Here is a 17,767-nt window from a genome sequence, read left to right as displayed (position 1 = left end):
ATGATGCAGACCCTCCGACCCGGCAACCGGCAGGCTCGACTCCCGAGTGCCCCGCAGGGTGGACTGGGGCCATGACCACATCTCAGGAAGAGCTGCTTCCCGGCACGCGCCGGGCGTTGTTGCACCGGATTGCCGTGGCTCAGGCGGAAGGACGTGCGCCGTCGCTGGTTGCGGCGGTCGTACGGGAGGGGCGGGCTGTGTGGCACGGCTCGCGGACCTCGGTGGAGGGGCACGGCCCCGACGAGAACGTGCAGTACCGGATCGGGTCGATCACCAAGACCTTCACTGCCGTCCTCGTGCTGCGGCTGCGCGACGAGGGCGCGCTCGACCTCAGTGACCCGCTGGAGAAACATCTGCCGGGAACCGGTGCGGGAGAGGCCACGATCGCCGAACTGCTGGCCCACACGAGTGGACTGGCGGCCGAGTCCCCCGCGCCGTGGTGGGAGCGCACGCCGGGGTCTCTGCGTCCCGAACTCGCCGACGTACTGGGGGAGCAGCCCTTCCGGCATCCGGTCGGCCGCCGCTTCCATTACTCCAACCCGGGCTACAGCCTCCTGGGCGCGCTGGTGGAGAAGCTGCGCGGGGCTTCGTGGGAGGAGGTACTGCGTAGCGAGGTGCTCGAGCCGCTGGGTCTCGACCGTACGAGCACGCGGCCGCTGGCCCCTCATGCCGGTGGCTGGGCGGTGCACCCGTGGGCCGACGTGATGCTGCCCGAACCCACGGAGGATCTTGGGCTGATGGCTCCGGCCGGGCAACTCTGGTCCACCACAGGCGACTTGGCTAAGTTCGCCGTCTTCCTGGCGAAGGGGGACGAGCAGGTGTTGAACGCCGAGACCGTGCTGGAGATGCGGACACCCGCGGCGCCGGCCGAGGCCGCGGATGTCGTGGACGGTGCCACCTATGGGCTGGGTATGCAGATCCAGCACCGGGACGGACGGTTGCTCGTGGGACATTCGGGTTCGCTGCCGGGCTTTCTCGCGAACCTCACCATCAGCGTGGCGGACGACGTCGCGGTGGTGGTGCTGGCCAACTGCACCTCGGGACCGCTGCTGTCGGCCGTGGGTGCAGACCTCGTACGGATCGTCGCCGAGTCCGAACCCCGCTTCCCCGAACCATGGAGGCCGCTGGCCGAAGTCGAGGCGGACGATCTCGAGTTGGCGGGCCAGTGGTACTGGGGTACGCATGGCTTCGCCCTGCGGCTGACGGCCGACGGGCTCGCCTCGCTGAGCCCTCTCTCCGGTAACGGCCGTCGTTCGCGGTTTCGGGCGAACGGTGACGGAACCTGGGCGGGCCTGGAAGGCTATTACGCCGGAGAGCTCCTGAAGGCGGTACGACGCCCTGACGGCTCCGTGAGCCATCTCGACCTCGGGTCGTTCGTCTTCACGCGGCAGCCGTACGGCGAGGGGGCTTCCCTGCCCGGCGGAGTGGATCCCGAGGGTTGGCGCGGCATCGGCTGACCGTCGGTCGCGGCGAGGCGGCCTGTTTCACGTGAAACGGGCCGCCTCGCCATGTCGTAGCCGGAGCGGCATGTCGCCCGGTGTCACGTCACAACTGGAGCTTGAAACCCACGTGCGATGCCGTGAAGCCGAGCCGCTCGTAGAAGCGGTGGGCGTCCGTGCGGGTGTTGTCCGACGTCAGTTGCACCAACTGGCAGCCCTGATGACGGGATTCCTCGACAGCCCACTCGATGAACTGAGTCCCCAGGCCGCTGCCGCGCTCGTCGGCGTGAATGCGTACGCCTTCGACGATCGACCTGGTGGAGCCGCGCCGGGACAGGCCGGGAATGATCGTGAGCTGGAGCGTCCCCACGACGCGACCTTCGCGATCGGCGACCATCAGATGCTGGTTGGGGTCGGCCGTGAGGCGTTCCAGAGCCGTCAGGTACGGGGTCAGGTCGTCCGGCGACTCACGTTGGGCACCCAGGGGGTCGTCGGCAAGCATGGCGACGATCGCAGGAATGTCCTCCGTCTTGGCGGGCCGTATCTCAAGATCTCCCATGGTCGAACTCTACGCAACGGCGTTACCAAAATAGTCAGCGTTTGCATATATAGAGCGTCTGCAATTAATGTGTCTTCGTGTAACGCGCTCTTGCAACCGTCTGGGAAGGTGTCACCCCCATGCCGCTCGCGCTTCTCGCCCTCGCGATCGGGGCCTTCGGAATCGGTACGACGGAGTTCGTGATCATGGGCTTGCTGCCCGAGGTCGCGGGCGACTTCGGGGTTTCCATCCCTACGGCCGGCTTCCTGGTGACCGGCTACGCGCTCGGTGTCATGTTCGGCGCTCCGCTGATGACCGTGCTCGGCACCAAGATCTCCCGCAAGCGCATGCTGATGCTGCTGATGGGCCTCTTCATCGTCGGCAACCTGCTGTCCGCCGTCGCACCCGCCTTCGCCGTCATGCTGATCGGCCGCGTGATCGCGTCACTCGCCCACGGCGCCTTCTTCGGCATCGGCTCGGTCGTCGCGGCCGACCTGGTCGCCCCCGACAAGAAGGCCGGAGCCATCGCGATGATGTTCACCGGCCTGACGGTCGCCAACGTCGTCGGTGTCCCGCTCGGCACGCTGGTCGGGCAGTTTGTGGGTTGGCGTGTCACCTTCTGGATCGTCGCCGCCCTGGGCGTGATCGGACTGTTCGGCATCGCCAAGCTCGTCCCCGAGATGCCCAGGGCGGAGGGCGTGAGCCTGCGCCACGAACTGGCCGCCTTCAAGAACACGCAGGTCCTTCTCGCGATGGCGATGACCGTACTCGGCTTCGGCGGCGTCTTCGCGGCCATCACCTACATCGCGCCGATGATGACCAATGTCGCCGGTTTCGCCGACGGCTCGGTCACCTGGCTCCTGGTCCTCTTCGGCCTCGGCATGGTCGGCGGCAACCTCGTCGGCGGCAAGTACGCCGACCGCGCCCTGATGCCCATGCTCTACGTCTCTCTGGGCGCCCTTGCCGTCGTGCTCGCCCTCTTCACGCTCACCGCCCACCACAAGGCCCTGGCGGCCGTCACGATCGCGCTGATCGGTGCCCTGGGCTTCGCCACCGTCCCGCCGCTTCAGAAGCGCGTCCTCGACCAGGCGCACGGAGCCCCGACGCTGGCGTCGGCCGTGAACATCGGCGCCTTCAACCTCGGCAACGCGCTCTCCGCCTGGCTCGGCGGTCTCGTCATCTCGGCCGGCCTCGGGTACACCGCCCCCAACTGGGTCGGCGCCGCCCTCGCTGCGGCCGCCCTGCTCCTCGCCTTCCTCTCGGCCGCTCTGGAACGCCGAGACAGCGCGCCCAGCACGGTGGTCGCGGAGGGCGTGCCGACGGAACAGCGGGCTGCCGTGCCCCAGTGAGCCGGACGGCTGCCCCTGACCACGAGCTGTACGCGCGGCGATGCCGGTTCCCGGATCCACCGGGAGCTGACGTCGCCGCATCGGAGCTCGGCCCGTCCGGCCTCAGCCCGCCGCCACCGTCAGTGGCGCGAACCGTCGGTTCCAGTCGCCGGGGAGTTCCGCGACGCCATATGTCATGACGGCGTTGAAGGCGACGGGTGCCAGACCGTGCGCCTTCGCCCAGGCCAGCAGTTCCTCGTGCCGTACGTCGATGTCGGTGCGCAGTGGGCGAGAGGTGTGGGCGGCCAGGGAGGCGATGAGACACTTCGCCGTCCGCGTGTCGCGGGCGATCAGCGGACCCACGACGTGCGTGTCCATGTTGGGCCAGGCGGCCCCGTAGCCGATGACCCGGCCGTTCTCCTCGGCGACGCGCAACTGGTCGGCGAAGGCAGGCAGTCGGGCGATGATGTGGGTGCGATCGGTGCCGAACACCTCCTCGTCGAGCCGGAGGATGCCGGTGAGGTCCTCACCGGTGGCCGCACGGGTGGCGATCTCGGGAAGCGAGCTGTCCGGTGTGAAGTGTCCGCGCAGCATCTCGACCCGGCCGACGGCCTTGAAGCCGAGTTCCTCGTAGAGCGGGCGACCGTTCGGCGTCGCGTGCAGCGTCAACGGTGTGGTGCCCATCGCCGAGACGACGTGGCGCATCAGCCGGCGTCCGATGCCCTGGCGGGCATGCCGTTCGGCGACCAGCACCATGCCGATCGCCCCGAGATCGGGTTGCTCCGGCGGTCCGTACTCGGTGACCACGCAGGCGCTGACGAGACCGCCGTCGGGGTCGTCGATGCCGTAGCCCTTCCCGGCCGTGAGGAGGAGGCCCCACTTGTGCTCCTCGCGTGGCCACCCCCGGTCCTCGGACAAGTCGGCGCAGGCGGTGAGATCACGACGCGTCAGACGGCGGATGGGCAGAGCGGTGGGGGAACGAGTCGGCACGCAGGTCAGGCTGTCGGACCTGCACCCCCGGCGTCCACCCGTTTCCGGGAGGAGGAACGGGCTTTTGGCCATGTCATGGCAGATTGCACAGCCTGCGAGCAAGCACTGCGTGTTTCACGTGAAACAGCGGCGAACAACGGCTGTCCGATGGCCACTCCGTAAGCGGCAGGCATCCCGATAGCCTCGGCGGCATGGCCAGACTTCATCTCTTCGACCTCGACGGCACGTTGTTGCACGGAAGCACCGCACCCGTGGAGATCTCCCGGCAGCTCGGGCTGGAAGCCGAGGCGGTGGCACTCGACCAGGCGATCGGGGCAGGGCTGATTGGCCCGCCCGAATACGCGGCGGAGGTGTACAGGCTCTGGGCGGAACTCACCGAGGCTCACGTGACGGCGGCCTTCGAAGACGCCCCGTGGCTGGCGCGTATCCGCGAGGTCTGGGCGGAGATCAGAAATGGCGGCGACTACTGCGCTGTCGTGTCGCTCTCGCCCTCGTTCTTCGTGGAGCGGCTCATCGGCTGGGGCGCCCACGCGGCCTACGGGTCCCGCTTTCCCGCGTTGCCTTTCACCGAGCCCGTGGACCCGGCCGGGGTGCTCAGCGCTGCCGCCAAGGTCCGGATCGCCGACCGGCTGTGCGAGGAGTTCGGCGTCACGCGGGCCGACTGCATCGCCTACGGGGACTCGCTGTCGGACAGGGACCTGTTCGGCGTGGTGCCGATCTCTGTCGCGGTCAACGCGGACAGCCATTTGTCCGGTGTCTCGACCCACTGCTATATGGGCCGGGACCTGTGGGAAGCCTATGAATTGGTGCGGCACGCCCGGTAATTGCGGGAATCGATGGTTCGGCCCTCGTCGCATTCGTGGAGGAGGAGGGGGGACTTGTGTGGGGAGCGGTGGCCGGTATGGTCGACTCCGGTTCCTGTCCGGTTGAGGAGCCCTTCCTGCAGGCCTGAGTGGGCCGAGAGCAGGGCGACGCAGCCTAACGGGACGGAGAGATCAAAAACCGGCATTTCCGGTTATGCGTCCGGTGCATTCACATCAGGTGGGACGCTGCGGTGTAGGTACTGCGGCCAATGTCACACTCTCGCCTTACTTGTCCGTACGTAGCCGGAACACGGGTTGAATGTGGCCACATCGGCTGCGGCGCCGGACTAGAGAGCAAGCCGTCTGCGGGGGAAAGCAGGCATCTTCCAACCAGGGAAGTGCGCAGACCGACCGAAAGATGTTCGAGGCGAGGCACACCATGGACGCTCCGACCACCACGTCGGCCGACAACGGCACTTCCGGCGGCGGGAGCGGCTGGTTCACGCCGCACAAGCCGCCGGAGACCCCTCCTGGCGGCGAACAGGAGAGCGTCGACGGCCGCCGCCTGTCAGCGATGCGTCCGGTGGGCAGGACCGCGACAGGCACCGGTAAGGCCCCACCGACGCCGGACGCCGAACCGCGGGCCACGAAAACCGGCGGCGCACCACCGCCCACCGAGGCCACGGACGCCACACCGCCCACAGTGACGGCAGCCGGCGCAGCCCCTACAGCGGAGACAGCCGACGCCCCGCCCGTCACCGCGGATGACACATCGTCCGTCACAACCCCCGACATGCCGGCCGTCAGCGCATCCGGGGGGAGGCCGAGCGCGATACCGGCTCCCGGGACAGCGCCCTCGCTATCGGCCCTCACGCCGACCAGCTCCCCAGCTCCGCCCTCCCAAGCCCCGCTCACCCACTCCTCCCTCCTCACTCAGGTTGCGCCCGCCCAGGCCCCGCCCGCCGAACAGCGCGTACCCGTCCAGCGCTCCGCCCCGCAGCAGGACGCCTCCCCGGACGCCGTACTCATCCGCCAGACCATGGCCGAGGTCGGTCCCGTGGCCGACAAGGTCACCTCGTACTTCTACGCCCTGCTCTTCGTACGTCACCCCGATCTGCGGTCACTGTTCCCGGCCGCGATGGACACCCAGCGGGACCGCCTGCTCAAGGCGCTGCTCACCGCCGCCGAGCACATCGACAACACCGAGGTCCTCGTCGAGTACCTGCAGAACCTCGGCCGCGGCCACCGCAAGTACGGCACGCGGGCCGAGCACTACCCGGCTGTCGGCGAGTGCCTCATCGGCGCCCTGAGCAAGTACGCCTCCGGGATCTGGAACCCGGAGCTGGAGGCTGCCTGGGTCCGGGCGTACACGACGATCTCGCAGGTCATGATCGACGCGGCGGCGGCGGACGAACTGCGCGCCCCGGCCTGGTGGTATGCGGAGGTCGTGGCGCACGACCTCCGAACGCCGGACGTCGCGGTGGTCACGGTCCGCCCGGATCAGCCCTATCCCTTCCTCGCCGGTCAGTACACGAGCGTGGAAACGCCCTGGTGGCCGCGGATCTGGCGGCACTACTCCTTCGCCTCCACCCCGCGCTCGGACGGTCTGCTGTCGTTCCACGTGAAGGCCGTCCCCGCGGGCTGGGTCTCCAACGCCCTGGTGCACCGTGCCCGGCCGGGCGACATCATCCGGCTCGGCCCGCCCGCCGGCTCGATGACCGTCGACCACACCACCGACAGCGGACTGCTCTGTCTGGGCGGCGGGACCGGCATAGCGCCCATCAAGGCCCTCGTCGAGGACGTCGCCGAGCACGGCGAACGGCGCCCGGTCGAGGTCTTCTACGGCGCCCGCACCGATCACGACCTCTACGACATCAACACCATGCTCCGGCTTCAGCAGAGCCACCCCTGGCTCTCGGTCCGCGCGGTCATCGATCAGCAGGCGCACTTGCAGCTCCCGGACGCCATACGCGAGTACGGCCCGTGGAACGAGTACGACGCCTACCTCTCCGGCCCGCCCGGAATGATCCGCAGCGGCGTGGACGCGCTCAGGGACATCGGCATCCCGTCGGCCCGCATTCGCCACGACTCGGTGGAGGAGCTCGTCGCCGCCGCTCCGTGACCGTCCTCGGACGTCAGCCGAGGTCCGGGGCGTGCATGGCCCGTACGCCCTCGATGTTGCCGTCGAGGTAGTGCCGCAGCGACAGCGGTACGAGGTGGACGGAGGCGATCCCGACGCGAGTGAACGGCACCCGCACGATCTCGTACTCGCCGATGGGTTCGTCCATCTCGGGACCGTGCCGCAGGGACGGGTCCATGGACTCCAGATGGCAGACGAAGAAGTGCTGCACCTTCACGCCGGTCGCACCGCCGTCCGCGCCGATGTGTTCGACGGTGTCGACGAAGCAGGGCACCACATCGGTGATCTTGGCGCCGAGCTCCTCGTACACCTCGCGGTGCAGGGCGTCGACAACGGTCGTGTCGTCCGGCTCGACCCCGCCGCCGGGCGTGAGCCAGTAGGGATCCATGCCGGGCTTGGTGCGCTTGATCAGGATCAAATCGTCACCGTCCAGCAGAACGGCACGGGCGGTGCGCTTGACCACGGGTCGGACGGTCATGGGAGAAATGTGGCCCCGCTGGTTCCACGTGAAACATCGCGAAGGGCACCGAATGGGCTCACCGTGTGACCAGCTGAAATGCGAGCCTCAGCACCAGTCGCCGGCTGCTCGCAGCAGCCACTCGTGAGCACGGGCGATGTGCGGCATCGCCAGGGTGCCGGTGCGGACCACCAGGAAGTACGTCCGCAGGGGCGGAACCGCCGGATCGTGCAGCGCGACGACCTCCCCGCGCTCGAGGGCGGAGGCGCACAGATAGCGGGGCAGCACCGCGAGCCCGGCGCCCGCCACCGTGCAGGCGAGAACCGCGCGCAGGTCGGGGACGATCACGGTGCCCGGGGCGGCCGGGAGGGAGTCGAAGACCGAAGCCCAGTAGCGGGACACGAAGGGCAGCGACTCGTGCACCTCGACCACCGGGACGTTCTCCAGCGCGGGTGCCGACCTGGCCGCGGAAGCGCACTCCGAAGCCCGCCTTCCCTTGGACCCGGAGATGTTCTCCGTCGCGCGTCTCGCCTTGGCCGAGGTGACGTTCTCCAGCACCCGTGGCCCCTTGCGGCGCGGCTTCCCGGAGCCGAGTCGCTCGGCCCAGCGCGGGGCGGCGACCAGGACGTGCTCCTCGTCGCAGAGCGCAGTCGCCGTGAGCAGGGCGCCGCGTGGACGGGCCGGGCAGATGGCCAGATCATGATGCCCGGCGGCCAGCCCTTCCAGAACCTCTTCGGCGTTCCCGAAGGAAGCACGCAGAGCGAAGCCCTGGCCGTCCTCGCCGGTCAGCCGGGTGAGCGCTGGCAGCGCCCGCTCAGCGGTGAACTCGGGTGGGCCCGCAAGGTGCAGTGTCCGTAAGGACGACTCGTCGTCGAGCCCGGTCTCGGTGATCTCCACCAGGGCGTCGAGATGCGGAGCGGCCTTGTGGGCGAGTTCGTCGCCGATGGTCGTAGGCGTCACGCCCCGGGCCTGCCGCAGGAACAGGGGACGCCCCAGCTGTCGCTCCAGGGTGCGGATCTGCGAGGTGACGGCCGGCTGCGACAGGCCGAGCAGCGCGGCCGCGCGGGTGAAGGACCCGGCCCGGTGCACCGTCACAAAGGTGCGCAGCAAGGCCAGATCCATGGCGACGTCCTCCTCTTCCCTGCCCTTCTCCCGGCCCCGAGGCAGGGCCCAACTATAAATATGTCGATAGGTCTCTGTCGCTACTGTGATTGGACACTGACACAGAGTCAACTAGCCTTGTTCGCGCGGTTCTTCGCGCGCAGAACCGGGACGGTCCGAGCCACGAGGGGGGAGGCTCGGACCGTCCGTTGTTCGTAGCCGTACACCGCCCCGAGCGGGCGCGAAGGGGTCACCGGGACGATTCGTCCAGCGCGCGCAGCACATCCGCCACGAGGTCCTCGGGGTCTTCGGCACCCACTGAGAAGCGAATGAATCCGTCCGGCACGGCGTCCCCGCCCCAGCGCCCGCGGCGTTCGGCCGTCGAGCGCACCCCGCCGAAGCTGGTCGCGTCGTCGACGAGCCGCAGCGCGTCGAGAAAACGGTCGGCACGCGCGCGCGTGGGCAGCGTGAAGGAGACCACGCATCCGAAGCGCCGCATCTGCTGCGAGGCGACCTTGTGGGAGGGGTCGTCGGGCAGCCCGGGATAACGCAGCCCGGTCACCTCGGGGCGCTCCCGCAGCGCCTCCGCGAGAACCAGGGCCGTCGCGTTCTGCCGCTCGACGCGTAGCTGGAGCGTGGCGATCGAACGATGGGCGAGCCAGGCCTCCATGGGCCCGGCAATCGCCCCGACGATCTTCCGCCAGCGCCGTACGGCGGCCATGGCCTCGGCGCCGCGGCCGACGACGTATCCCAGCAGGACGTCTCCGTGCCCGGTGAGCTGCTTGGTGCCGCTGGCCACGGAGAAGTCGGCGCCGAGCTCCAGCGGGCGCTGCCCGAGCGGTGTCGCGAGCGTGTTGTCGACCGCGACCAGGGCGCCACGCGCGTGTGCCGCCTCGGCGATCCGCCGTACGTCGCACACGTCGAGCCCGGGGTTCGACGGCGTCTCGATCCACAGCAGCTTCGCGCCGTCGAGGACCTCCAGCTGGGCGTCGCGGCCGGTGGGCGCGGTGCGCACCTCGATGCCGTACGCCTCCAGCTGAGCGCGTACCAGGGGCAGGGCCTGGTAACCGTCGCTGGGGAGAACGACCGCGTCCCCGGCCCGCAGCTGCGAGAAGAGCACCGAGGAGATCGCGGCCATGCCCGAGGCGAACACGAGCGTCTCGACGTCGCCGCGCCCGGGCGCCTCCAGTTCACCGATAGCGCGTTCCAGCAGGGTCCAGGTGGGGTTGTCGTCGCGGCCGTAGCCGTACGGACCCGTCACGTCGCCCGGCAGATGGAAGTGGGCGGCGAACACGGGACCGGGCAGGGTCGGCTCGTGCTTGACCGGCTCGGGCAGCCCGGCCCGCACCGCGCGCGTGCCGTCGCCGCTGTCCACCGGCAGTCCCTGCCCGCTCGTAGCGCTCACGCCGCCTTTCCCTTCATGTCCTCGCGTACGGCGGCGAGCAGACCCTCGCTCGCCGCCTCCACCATCTCAAGGCACTCCTCGAAGTCGTCCATGCCCCCGTAGTACGGGTCCGGTACGTCGAGGTCACCGCCCGCCGTGGGGTCGTAGGAGCGCAGCAGCCGGACCTTCTCCGCGTCCTGCGAGGTGGGTGCGAGGCGGCGCAGGGCCTTGAGGTGACCTGCGTCGAGGGCGATGACGAGGTCGAGGCGGTCGAACCACGACGGCTGGAACTGGCGGGCCGTGTGAGCACCTTCGTAGCCGCTGTTCTCGAGGACGGTGACCGTGCGCGGGTCGGCACCGTCCCCTTCGTGCCAGCCGCCGGTGCCGGCGCTGTCGACCTCCACCAAGCCGTCGAGGCCGGCCTCCTGTAGGCGGGCGCGGAAGACGGATTCGGCCATCGGGGAACGACAGATGTTGCCGGTGCAGACGAAGCAGACCCGGTACGTCATGGCGTGCTCAGTCCTCGTCGGGCAGGACGACGTGGAGCGCCCAGGACACTATCGAGATGATCAGGCCGCCCAGGACGGCGGTCCAGAAGCCCTCGACGTGGAAGCTCAGGTCGAGCTTGTCGGCCAGCCACGAGGTCAGCAGCAGCATCAGGGCGTTGACCACCAGGGTGATCAGCCCGAGGGTCAGGATGAACAGCGGGAAGGTGAGAACCTTCACGATGGGCTTGACCAGGAAGTTCACCAGCCCGAAGACCAGGGCGACGAGGATGAGCGTCCAGACCTTCTTGCCGGTGCTGTCACCGGTCAGGGTGATCTTGTCGAGCAGCCAAACGGCAACCGCCAGAGCGCCCGCGTTGGCGATCGTCTTGACTAGGAAATTCATCATGTGTCTGATCGTGACAGAAGAGATCGGCTACGAGTACGGCGAGGGCGGACAAAGTCGATGAAGGCATTCCGGTTGGACGAGCTGGAGGCGGAGCGCGCCGCCAACGACGGCGCCTACCTGCAGTTCCTGCGGGAGCGGAACATGTCGGTCGGCCTGTACGCGCTCGACGCGGGCGAGCACGACCCGCAGCAGCCGCACAGCCAGGACGAGGTCTACTTCGTCGTGAGCGGTCGCGCCGCGATCACCGTGGGAATGGAGACCACCCAGGTGGCGCGCGGCAGTGTCGTGTACGTACCGGCCGGTGTCGCGCACAAGTTCCATCACATCAGCGAGGACCTGAGGGTGATGGTGGTCTTCTCTCCGCCCGAGAGCTGAGCTGCGACCTCGGGGTTCCCTAGGGGATCAGTCAGGGGCGGACAAGGGATGCGAGGCCCCCGCTCGGGCCCCTCCCGGCCCTAGCATCGAGTGCAGGACATCAGAGGATCCGGCAGCAGAGGCCGGGCACAGAGAGGTTGGGGCCATGCGAGAGATCTTCACGGGACTGCCGTGGTGGGTGAAGTGGGTCGCGGTGCCGGTCATCGCCCTGGTCGTGTTCGGCGGGCTGATAGCGAGCGTCGTGGGTTTCGTCATCGGCCTGCTCTTCAAGCTGCTGGTTTTCGTGGCCCTGGTCGGCGGACTGGTTTACGTCGTACGGAAGTTCACGACGAGCTCCTCGTCCCGCGGCGACTGGTGAGCCGTCAACTCGGGGCAACCGGCGACCGGTAACAGGAATCACCGGTTCCCTCGGGGGAGGGAAGTTTCCCGGGGAGGCGGTCTGCGAGCGGTGACGGACGGTTAGAGTCCGGAACTCGACGCGGGGACGACCCCGCGAGCGGCGTACACCCCCTCCCGTGTTCCCCGCACGGGCTGCCCCCTCGCGCTCCGGGAGTGACCCTTGGCCACGGTTGACACCCCACCTGTCCCATCCCACGTACCCACCGCACCCGCCCAGCCCCAGTCATCCGCCGCAGCGGGCCCACCCCGTGCACCCGCCGCGGCCGGCCGGTCGGCGCCACCCCCTCCGGGAGCCCGCCTCCGACCGCCCGACCAGCCCGCCGCATCGACGGCGCGGCCACGCCCGACGACACCTCCGACACAGCGGCAGGCGACCGCGTCATCCGCGTCGCCGCAGTCCGCGACCCTCATCGGATCCGTGCAGCGCGCGATGCGCCTACTGGAAGCCGTCGCCGAGCACGAACACGGAGCCCCGGCCAAGCAGCTCGCCCGCGAGACGGGCCTGGCGCTTCCCACGGCCTACCACCTGCTGCGCACCCTCGTGCACGAGGGCTATCTGCGCCGCGACAAGGGGCTGTTCTTCCTCGGCGAGGCGGCCGAGCGGCTGGGCAGCAGCGGAGCCCAGCAGAAACGTCGCAGCACGGTCGCGGAGACACTCGCACACTGGCGCGACGCGATCGGCGTACCGGTGTACTACGCGATGTACCGCGACGGCGAGATCGAGGTCATGTGCGTCTCCGACACCCCGGGCATCCCGGCGGTCGAGGAGTGGGCCGACTTCCGCGAAACCGGGCACGCGCACGCCATCGGGCAGTGTCTGCTGGCCCAGTTGGACGATGAGGCCCGCCGCGACCACCTCGCCCGTTATCCCGTGCAGTCCATCACCCCGTACACGGTCCGGGACAACCACTCCATGATGCGGCGACTTGAACGCATGCGACGGGCGGATCCGGTGACCGAGCGCCAGGAATACGCGCTGGGGACGGTGTGCGCGGCCATTCCGATCACGGTGGGTAACTTGGCCGCGACGATGGCCATTTCCCTGCCCGCCCACCAGGCGGATCGGTTGCAGGCGGCGACGCGGGAGTTGCAGGACGCGCTGGGGCTGCTGCTGGGGTCACTCGCGATCTCTATCAGTATCTGAAAACTCACTCCTTGTGATCTCTCGTGTACTTTCAGCAAGATTCCCTCAGTGTCAGAAGGATGGTTACCAGCCAGCCGACGGCGAGTGACGGGATAGGCGATGCGCGAGTCCGTGCAAGCAGAGGTCATGATGAGCTTTCTCGTCTCCGAGGAGCTCTCCTTCCGAATCCCGGTGGAGCTGCGCTACGAGACCTGCGATCCCTACGCCGTGCGGCTGACCTTCCACTTGCCGGGGGATGCCCCGGTGACCTGGGCTTTTGGTCGCGAGCTGCTGATCGACGGGGTTGGGCGGCCTTGCGGTGACGGGGACGTGCGGGTCTCGCCCGCCGATCCCGACTCGCTGGGCGACGTGCTGATCCGGCTTCAGGTCGGCAGCGACCAGGCGCTGTTCCGCTCGTCCACGGCTCCGCTCATCGCCTTCCTCGACCGCACCGACAAGCTGGTGCCGCTGGGCCAGGAAGGGGCGCACGCCGACTTCGACGCTCACCTCGACGAGGCTCTGGACCGCATCCTGGCGGAAGAGCAGAGCGCGGGCTGAAGCGCTTCGGCAGGAGATGGCGGAACGCTTCGGCACCGGCGGGAGGTTGCGCAGTAACGCTTCTGCGTGAGGCGTGAGGCGTGAGGCGTGAACCGAGGCGTGAGCGGCGTTGCGGTCGGGCGAATGCTGAGATCCCCCGTGCCGCCCGGCGCGATCCGGCCGACCACGTTGGGCATACGGGGTAAACAGGGCGGACGGGGTGAGCCGGGCGGCGGGGCCAGGTCTCCCGCCTCAGCGCCGGCGCCGGCGCTGAGGCGGGAGACCTGGCCCCGCCGCCCCGCGCACCACCACCCCCCGCGTTTACCCCGTTGAGCAACGGGGGGGGGCGGGGCCAGGTCTCCCGCCTCAGCGCCGGCGCCGGCGCCCCTTCCCGCCGCGTGCCGGAGCCGGACGCGCACCGGTCGCTGCCGCTTCCAGTGCCGGCGCCCCCGTCGTCGCACCGCCCCCCGCTCCCGCCCGGTCGGCCGAGACCACCAGGGCCGCGAGGGCCGTGGTGACCGGTACCGAGGCGACGAGGCCGATCGAGCCCACCAGCGTGCGCACGATCTCCTCCGCGACCAGTTCACTGTTGGCGACCGTCCCCACGCTGCTCTGGGCGATCGAGAAGAGCAGCAGCAGTGGCAGCGCGGCGCCCGCGTAGGCGAGGACGAGCGTGTTGACGACGGACGCGATGTGGTCGCGGCCGATCCGGATACCCGCGCGGTACAGGCCGCGCCAGCCCATCGTCGGGTTGGCCTCGTGCAGCTCCCATACCGCCGACGTCTGGGTGACCGTCACGTCGTCGAGGACACCGAGCGAACCGATGATGACGCCCGCGAGCAGCAGACCGCTCATGTCGATCGACGGATACAGGCCGTGGATGAGGCCGGTGTTGTCGTCCGTGTTGCCGGTGAGCGCGGCCCAGCCGATGAACTGCGAGCCCAGGACGCCGATCAGCAGCAGCGAGATCAGTGTGCCGAGCACCGCGACGGACGTGCGGGCCGACAGACCATGGCACACGTACAGGGCGATCAGCATGATGGCGCTCGCTCCGACCACGGCCACGACCAGCGGATTCGAGCCCTGGAGGATTGCGGGCAGGACAAAGAAGTTCAGCAGCAGGAAGCTGATGGCCAGCGCGACGAGTGCCATCACCCCTCGCAGTCGTCCCACGATCACCACGGCGAGCGCGAAGATGCCGGCGAGCAGCGCCATCGGGAGGCGACGGTTGACGTCGGTGACCGAGTACTGCAGGTCCTTCGGTGCGGAGGGCTCGTAGGCGACCACGACCTCCTCGCCCTGGTGCAACTGCCGTGACTGGTCCGGCTGGACGATCTCCGTGAAGGTACGGCCCTTGTCATCGCCGGTGTCGACCCGGATCGTCGCCTTCTTGCAGGTGCCGTTCGCCTGTTGTTGCGCGGACGAGCCCTCGGCGGTGGAGGTGTCGCCGGTCGGGGCTTCCCCGGAGGCGTTCACCGACGAGCAGCTCACGCTCTCGACCTTGGTGACCGTGGCCTGCTGGGTCTGCCGGTCGAAGCCGACCCCCGTGCGCGCGTGCCCCGGGGCGCCCCCCGGCCACAGCACCACGAGCCCGACCAGGACGGCCAAGGCGAACGGGATCAGGATCGCCGCGATGACCTTGCGCAGATGCTTGGAGACGGGGGCCGCAGGCCCATGACTGTGGGAGTGGCCGTGCCCGCCGCCAGCACCGGGACCGTCGTGTCCCTGTCCGTCACCGGGACCGTTGTGCCCCTGTCCGTCACCAGGGCCGTTGTGCCCCTGCCACCCACCGGAACCGTTGTCGCCGTGACCGTCGCCACCACCCGAGCCGTGACCGTGCCCGTCGCCGTGGCCGTGCCCACGACCGCCACCGGGTCCCGGACCGCCACCGGGTCCCTGACCGGCACCGTGCCCGCCACCGACCCCGGGGTCATGGGCTCGTCCGGCTCGTGTGTTGCCCCTGACGCCGAAAAAATCATGGCCGGCTTCATGGCCACCCCCGCGGGCGCCTCCGTGACCGCCACCAAGGCTGTCGTCACGCCCGTCTCCACGTCCGTCGTCGCTTCCGTCGCCGCTCCCGCCGCCCGGCCTGCGCGGCGGCTCGGATGGCGGAAACGGGAACTGCTGTGTCGTGGTCACCGACCGATCATCGCAAGAACGCCGGGGGCCCTCTGTTCACCGCGCCCGAATTGACGCTAGCGTGGAGCCACCTTTGTACACGCGGGAGCTCGGAGCACCGGGCTGAGAGGGCGCTGACCTCCGTCCCTGCCATGTTTCACATGAAACATCGCCTGAAGCGAGTGATGTTTCACACGAAACGCCGGCAGACGGAATCCGCTGCGTCGACCGCCGAACCTGTTACCGGGTAATGCCGGCGTAGGGAGCTAGGTCTCATGACCAACAAGGACGCACGCACGCCTGCCTCCACGCAGAACGAGCTCAATGAGGGCGAGGAGAGCGGGAAGTCCATCGGCTGGCACAAGGCGTACGTGGAGGGCTCACGCCCCGATCTGCGAGTGCCGGTCCGTCAGGTGCACCTCACCAACGGGCAGTCGGTCACGCTGTACGACACGTCAGGCCCTTACACCGACCCCCTCACCGAAACCGATGTCCGCAGGGGTCTGCCTCCCCTCCGGGAGAACTGGATCGTCGCCCGCGGCGACACCGAGGAGTACGCGGGCAGGCCCGTCCGCCCCGAGGACGACGGGGTCAAGCACACCTCACCGCGGGGCGGCCTGCGCAACCTCGACGCGGTCTTCCCGGGACGGCCGCGCCTTCCGCGCCGCAGTCGCGACGACAAGGCGGTTACGCAGCTCGCCTATGCCCGCCGGGGAGAGATCACACCGGAGATGGAGTACGTCGCCATCCGGGAGAACGTTTCTCCGGAGGTCGTCCGCGAGGAGATCGCCGCGGGCCGGGCCGTGCTGCCGGCCAACGTCAACCACCCGGAGATCGAGCCGATGATCATCGGCAAGCGGTTCCTGGTGAAGGTCAACGCCAACATCGGCAACTCCGCGGTGACCTCCTCCATCGAGGAGGAGGTCGAGAAGATGACCTGGGCGACCCGCTGGGGCGCCGACACGGTCATGGACCTGTCCACCGGCCGCAACATCCACACCACCCGCGAGTGGGTGCTGCGCAACTCCCCCGTGCCCATCGGCACGGTGCCGCTCTACCAGGCCCTGGAGAAGGTCGACGGGCGCGCCGAGGAACTGACCTGGGAGATCTACAAGGACACGGTCGTCGAACAGGCCGAGCAGGGCGTGGACTACATGACGGTCCACGCGGGCGTCCGCCTGCCGTACGTACCGCTGACGGCGAACCGCAAGACGGGCATCGTCTCGCGCGGCGGCTCGATCATGGCCGCCTGGTGCCTCGCGCACCACAAGGAGAGCTTCCTGTACGAGAACTTCGAGGAGCTCTGCGAGATCCTCGCCGCCTACGACGTCACGTACTCGCTCGGTGACGGCCTCAGGCCGGGCTCCATCGCGGACGCCAACGACGAGGCGCAGTTCGCGGAGTTGCGCACGCTCGGGGAACTCAACCGGATCGCGAAGCGTTTCAACGTACAGACCATGATCGAGGGCCCGGGCCACGTCCCGATGCACAAGATCAAGGAGAACATCGACCTTCAGCAGGAGATCTGCGATGAAGCTCCGTTCTATACGCTCGGCCCGCTGACGACGGACGTCGCGCCGGCGTACGACCACATCACCTCCGGCATCGGTGCCGCGATGATCGCCTGGTGGGGCACGGCCATGCTCTGCTATGTCACTCCCAAGGAGCACTTGGGACTGCCCAACCGTGACGACGTGAAGACCGGCGTCATCACTTACAAGATCGCCGCCCACGCGGCCGACCTCGCCAAGGGGCACCCAGGTGCCCAGGAGTGGGACGACGCGCTGTCGGACGCCCGCTTCGAGTTCCGGTGGGAGGACCAGTTCAACCTGGCTCTCGACCCGGACACGGCACGGGAGTTCCACGACGAGACGCTGCCGGCCGAGCCCGCCAAGACGGCGCACTTCTGCTCGATGTGCGGGCCGAAGTTCTGCTCGATGAAGATCTCCCAGGACATCCGCCGCCGGCACGGCGGGAATCAGGAGGAGATCGAGGAGGGCATGGCCCAGAAGTCGAAGGAGTTCGCGGCGGCGGGCAACCGGGTGTACCTGCCCCTCGCGGACTGAGGCCGTCCTGCCCCCGGTCGGGGGCCGGGTCTTCGGCTTGCGCTCCCCTGGGTGGGGGCGCAAGCCGAGGGGCCG

The 17,767-nt window shown here is 69.1% G+C and carries 17 protein-coding genes; 9 read left to right on the top strand and 8 right to left on the bottom strand.

All coding sequences use genetic code 11. The features are described from left to right. Positions 1-71: 71 nt before the first annotated feature. Entirely contained in the window at positions 72-1,457 is a 1,386-nt protein-coding gene (locus ACWBNA_RS16555) for a serine hydrolase domain-containing protein (RefSeq protein WP_482705094.1), read from the top strand. Between the two features lie 88 nt (positions 1,458-1,545). Here the strand turns inward: ACWBNA_RS16555 and ACWBNA_RS16550 are convergent, their stop codons facing one another. Next, entirely contained in the window at positions 1,546-1,998 is a 453-nt protein-coding gene (locus ACWBNA_RS16550; protein ID WP_482705093.1) for a GNAT family N-acetyltransferase, read from the bottom strand. A gap of 119 nt (positions 1,999-2,117) precedes the next feature. On the opposite strand from ACWBNA_RS16550, the gene ACWBNA_RS16545 reads away from it, so the two are divergent. Next, entirely contained in the window at positions 2,118-3,326 is a 1,209-nt protein-coding gene (locus ACWBNA_RS16545) for an MFS transporter (protein WP_482705092.1), read from the top strand. A gap of 102 nt (positions 3,327-3,428) precedes the next feature. Here ACWBNA_RS16545 and ACWBNA_RS16540 read toward each other — a convergent pair whose 3' ends face one another. Then, positions 3,429-4,295: a GNAT family N-acetyltransferase gene (locus ACWBNA_RS16540; RefSeq protein ID WP_482705091.1), complete on the bottom strand. Its 867-nt coding sequence runs from the start codon at positions 4,293-4,295 to the stop codon at positions 3,429-3,431. Between the two features lie 191 nt (positions 4,296-4,486). Here ACWBNA_RS16540 and ACWBNA_RS16535 point away from each other — a divergent pair, with 191 nt between their 5' ends. After that, on the top strand, positions 4,487-5,119 hold the full coding sequence (locus tag ACWBNA_RS16535; RefSeq protein ID WP_482705090.1) for an HAD family hydrolase: 633 nt from the start codon (positions 4,487-4,489) through the stop codon (positions 5,117-5,119). 418 nt (positions 5,120-5,537) lie between these two features. Continuing rightward, on the top strand, positions 5,538-7,220 hold the full coding sequence (locus ACWBNA_RS16530; RefSeq protein WP_482705089.1) for a globin domain-containing protein: 1,683 nt from the start codon (positions 5,538-5,540) through the stop codon (positions 7,218-7,220). A gap of 13 nt (positions 7,221-7,233) precedes the next feature. Here ACWBNA_RS16530 and ACWBNA_RS16525 read toward each other — a convergent pair whose 3' ends face one another. The 5 genes from ACWBNA_RS16525 to ACWBNA_RS16505 form a co-directional block, all read right to left on the bottom strand. Next, positions 7,234-7,716 (bottom strand): NUDIX domain-containing protein, encoded by a 483-nt coding sequence (locus ACWBNA_RS16525; RefSeq protein WP_482705088.1) that lies wholly within the window; start codon positions 7,714-7,716, stop codon positions 7,234-7,236. A gap of 87 nt (positions 7,717-7,803) precedes the next feature. After that, a complete protein-coding gene (locus tag ACWBNA_RS16520) occupies positions 7,804-8,817 on the bottom strand; it encodes a LysR family transcriptional regulator (RefSeq protein ID WP_482705087.1) in 1,014 nt (337 codons plus the stop codon). Between the two features lie 229 nt (positions 8,818-9,046). After that, on the bottom strand, positions 9,047-10,201 hold the full coding sequence (locus ACWBNA_RS16515; RefSeq protein WP_482705086.1) for a cystathionine gamma-lyase: 1,155 nt from the start codon (positions 10,199-10,201) through the stop codon (positions 9,047-9,049). Then, complete coding sequence (locus ACWBNA_RS16510; RefSeq protein WP_482705085.1) at positions 10,198-10,689, bottom strand: low molecular weight protein-tyrosine-phosphatase; 492 nt, start codon at positions 10,687-10,689, stop codon at positions 10,198-10,200. Before ACWBNA_RS16510 ends, ACWBNA_RS16515 begins: the two co-directional genes overlap by 4 nt. A gap of 7 nt (positions 10,690-10,696) precedes the next feature. Next, positions 10,697-11,074: a phage holin family protein gene (locus ACWBNA_RS16505; RefSeq protein ID WP_482705084.1), complete on the bottom strand. Its 378-nt coding sequence runs from the start codon at positions 11,072-11,074 to the stop codon at positions 10,697-10,699. 57 nt (positions 11,075-11,131) lie between these two features. On the opposite strand from ACWBNA_RS16505, the gene ACWBNA_RS16500 reads away from it, so the two are divergent. From ACWBNA_RS16500 to ACWBNA_RS16485, 4 genes are all read left to right on the top strand, one after another. Beyond that, positions 11,132-11,449 carry a cupin domain-containing protein gene (locus ACWBNA_RS16500; RefSeq protein WP_105970274.1) on the top strand — a complete coding sequence of 106 codons (318 nt, stop codon included), beginning with the start codon at positions 11,132-11,134 and terminating at the stop codon, positions 11,447-11,449. A gap of 145 nt (positions 11,450-11,594) precedes the next feature. Beyond that, positions 11,595-11,807, top strand: a complete 213-nt coding sequence (locus tag ACWBNA_RS16495) for a DUF5326 family protein (protein WP_482705083.1) — start codon at positions 11,595-11,597, stop codon at positions 11,805-11,807. Between the two features lie 450 nt (positions 11,808-12,257). Then, complete coding sequence (locus ACWBNA_RS16490) at positions 12,258-12,992, top strand: IclR family transcriptional regulator (RefSeq protein WP_482705154.1); 735 nt, start codon at positions 12,258-12,260, stop codon at positions 12,990-12,992. A 99-nt stretch (positions 12,993-13,091) separates the two neighbouring features. Next, positions 13,092-13,529 carry an SsgA family sporulation/cell division regulator gene (locus tag ACWBNA_RS16485; protein WP_383862380.1) on the top strand — a complete coding sequence of 146 codons (438 nt, stop codon included), beginning with the start codon at positions 13,092-13,094 and terminating at the stop codon, positions 13,527-13,529. A 345-nt stretch (positions 13,530-13,874) separates the two neighbouring features. Here the strand turns inward: ACWBNA_RS16485 and ACWBNA_RS16480 are convergent, their stop codons facing one another. Then, positions 13,875-15,647 (bottom strand): YibE/F family protein, encoded by a 1,773-nt coding sequence (locus ACWBNA_RS16480; RefSeq protein ID WP_482705082.1) that lies wholly within the window; start codon positions 15,645-15,647, stop codon positions 13,875-13,877. Between the two features lie 254 nt (positions 15,648-15,901). Here ACWBNA_RS16480 and thiC point away from each other — a divergent pair, with 254 nt between their 5' ends. Continuing rightward, positions 15,902-17,692: a phosphomethylpyrimidine synthase ThiC gene (gene thiC / locus ACWBNA_RS16475; RefSeq protein ID WP_482705081.1), complete on the top strand. Its 1,791-nt coding sequence runs from the start codon at positions 15,902-15,904 to the stop codon at positions 17,690-17,692. Positions 17,693-17,767: the final 75 nt, after the last annotated feature.

Source organism: Streptomyces sp. Q2 (assembly GCF_056820935.1).
The sequence above is the reverse complement of the archived record's forward strand: the minus strand, read 5'-3'. Positions and strand labels throughout refer to the sequence as shown.

Coding starts and splice junctions, on each gene's coding strand:
- ACWBNA_RS16555 (WP_482705094.1), top strand. CDS start 72: ATGACCACATCTCAGGAAGAGCTGCTTCCCGGCACGCGCCGGGCGTTG.
- ACWBNA_RS16550 (WP_482705093.1), bottom strand. CDS start 1,998: ATGGGAGATCTTGAGATACGGCCCGCCAAGACGGAGGACATTCCTGCG.
- ACWBNA_RS16545 (WP_482705092.1), top strand. CDS start 2,118: ATGCCGCTCGCGCTTCTCGCCCTCGCGATCGGGGCCTTCGGAATCGGT.
- ACWBNA_RS16535 (WP_482705090.1), top strand. CDS start 4,487: ATGGCCAGACTTCATCTCTTCGACCTCGACGGCACGTTGTTGCACGGA.
- ACWBNA_RS16530 (WP_482705089.1), top strand. CDS start 5,538: ATGGACGCTCCGACCACCACGTCGGCCGACAACGGCACTTCCGGCGGC.
- ACWBNA_RS16525 (WP_482705088.1), bottom strand. CDS start 7,716: ATGACCGTCCGACCCGTGGTCAAGCGCACCGCCCGTGCCGTTCTGCTG.
- ACWBNA_RS16520 (WP_482705087.1), bottom strand. CDS start 8,817: ATGGATCTGGCCTTGCTGCGCACCTTTGTGACGGTGCACCGGGCCGGG.
- ACWBNA_RS16510 (WP_482705085.1), bottom strand. CDS start 10,689: ATGACGTACCGGGTCTGCTTCGTCTGCACCGGCAACATCTGTCGTTCC.
- ACWBNA_RS16505 (WP_482705084.1), bottom strand. CDS start 11,074: ATGATGAATTTCCTAGTCAAGACGATCGCCAACGCGGGCGCTCTGGCG.
- ACWBNA_RS16500 (WP_105970274.1), top strand. CDS start 11,132: ATGAAGGCATTCCGGTTGGACGAGCTGGAGGCGGAGCGCGCCGCCAAC.
- ACWBNA_RS16495 (WP_482705083.1), top strand. CDS start 11,595: ATGCGAGAGATCTTCACGGGACTGCCGTGGTGGGTGAAGTGGGTCGCG.
- ACWBNA_RS16485 (WP_383862380.1), top strand. CDS start 13,092: ATGCGCGAGTCCGTGCAAGCAGAGGTCATGATGAGCTTTCTCGTCTCC.
- thiC (WP_482705081.1), top strand. CDS start 15,902: ATGACCAACAAGGACGCACGCACGCCTGCCTCCACGCAGAACGAGCTC.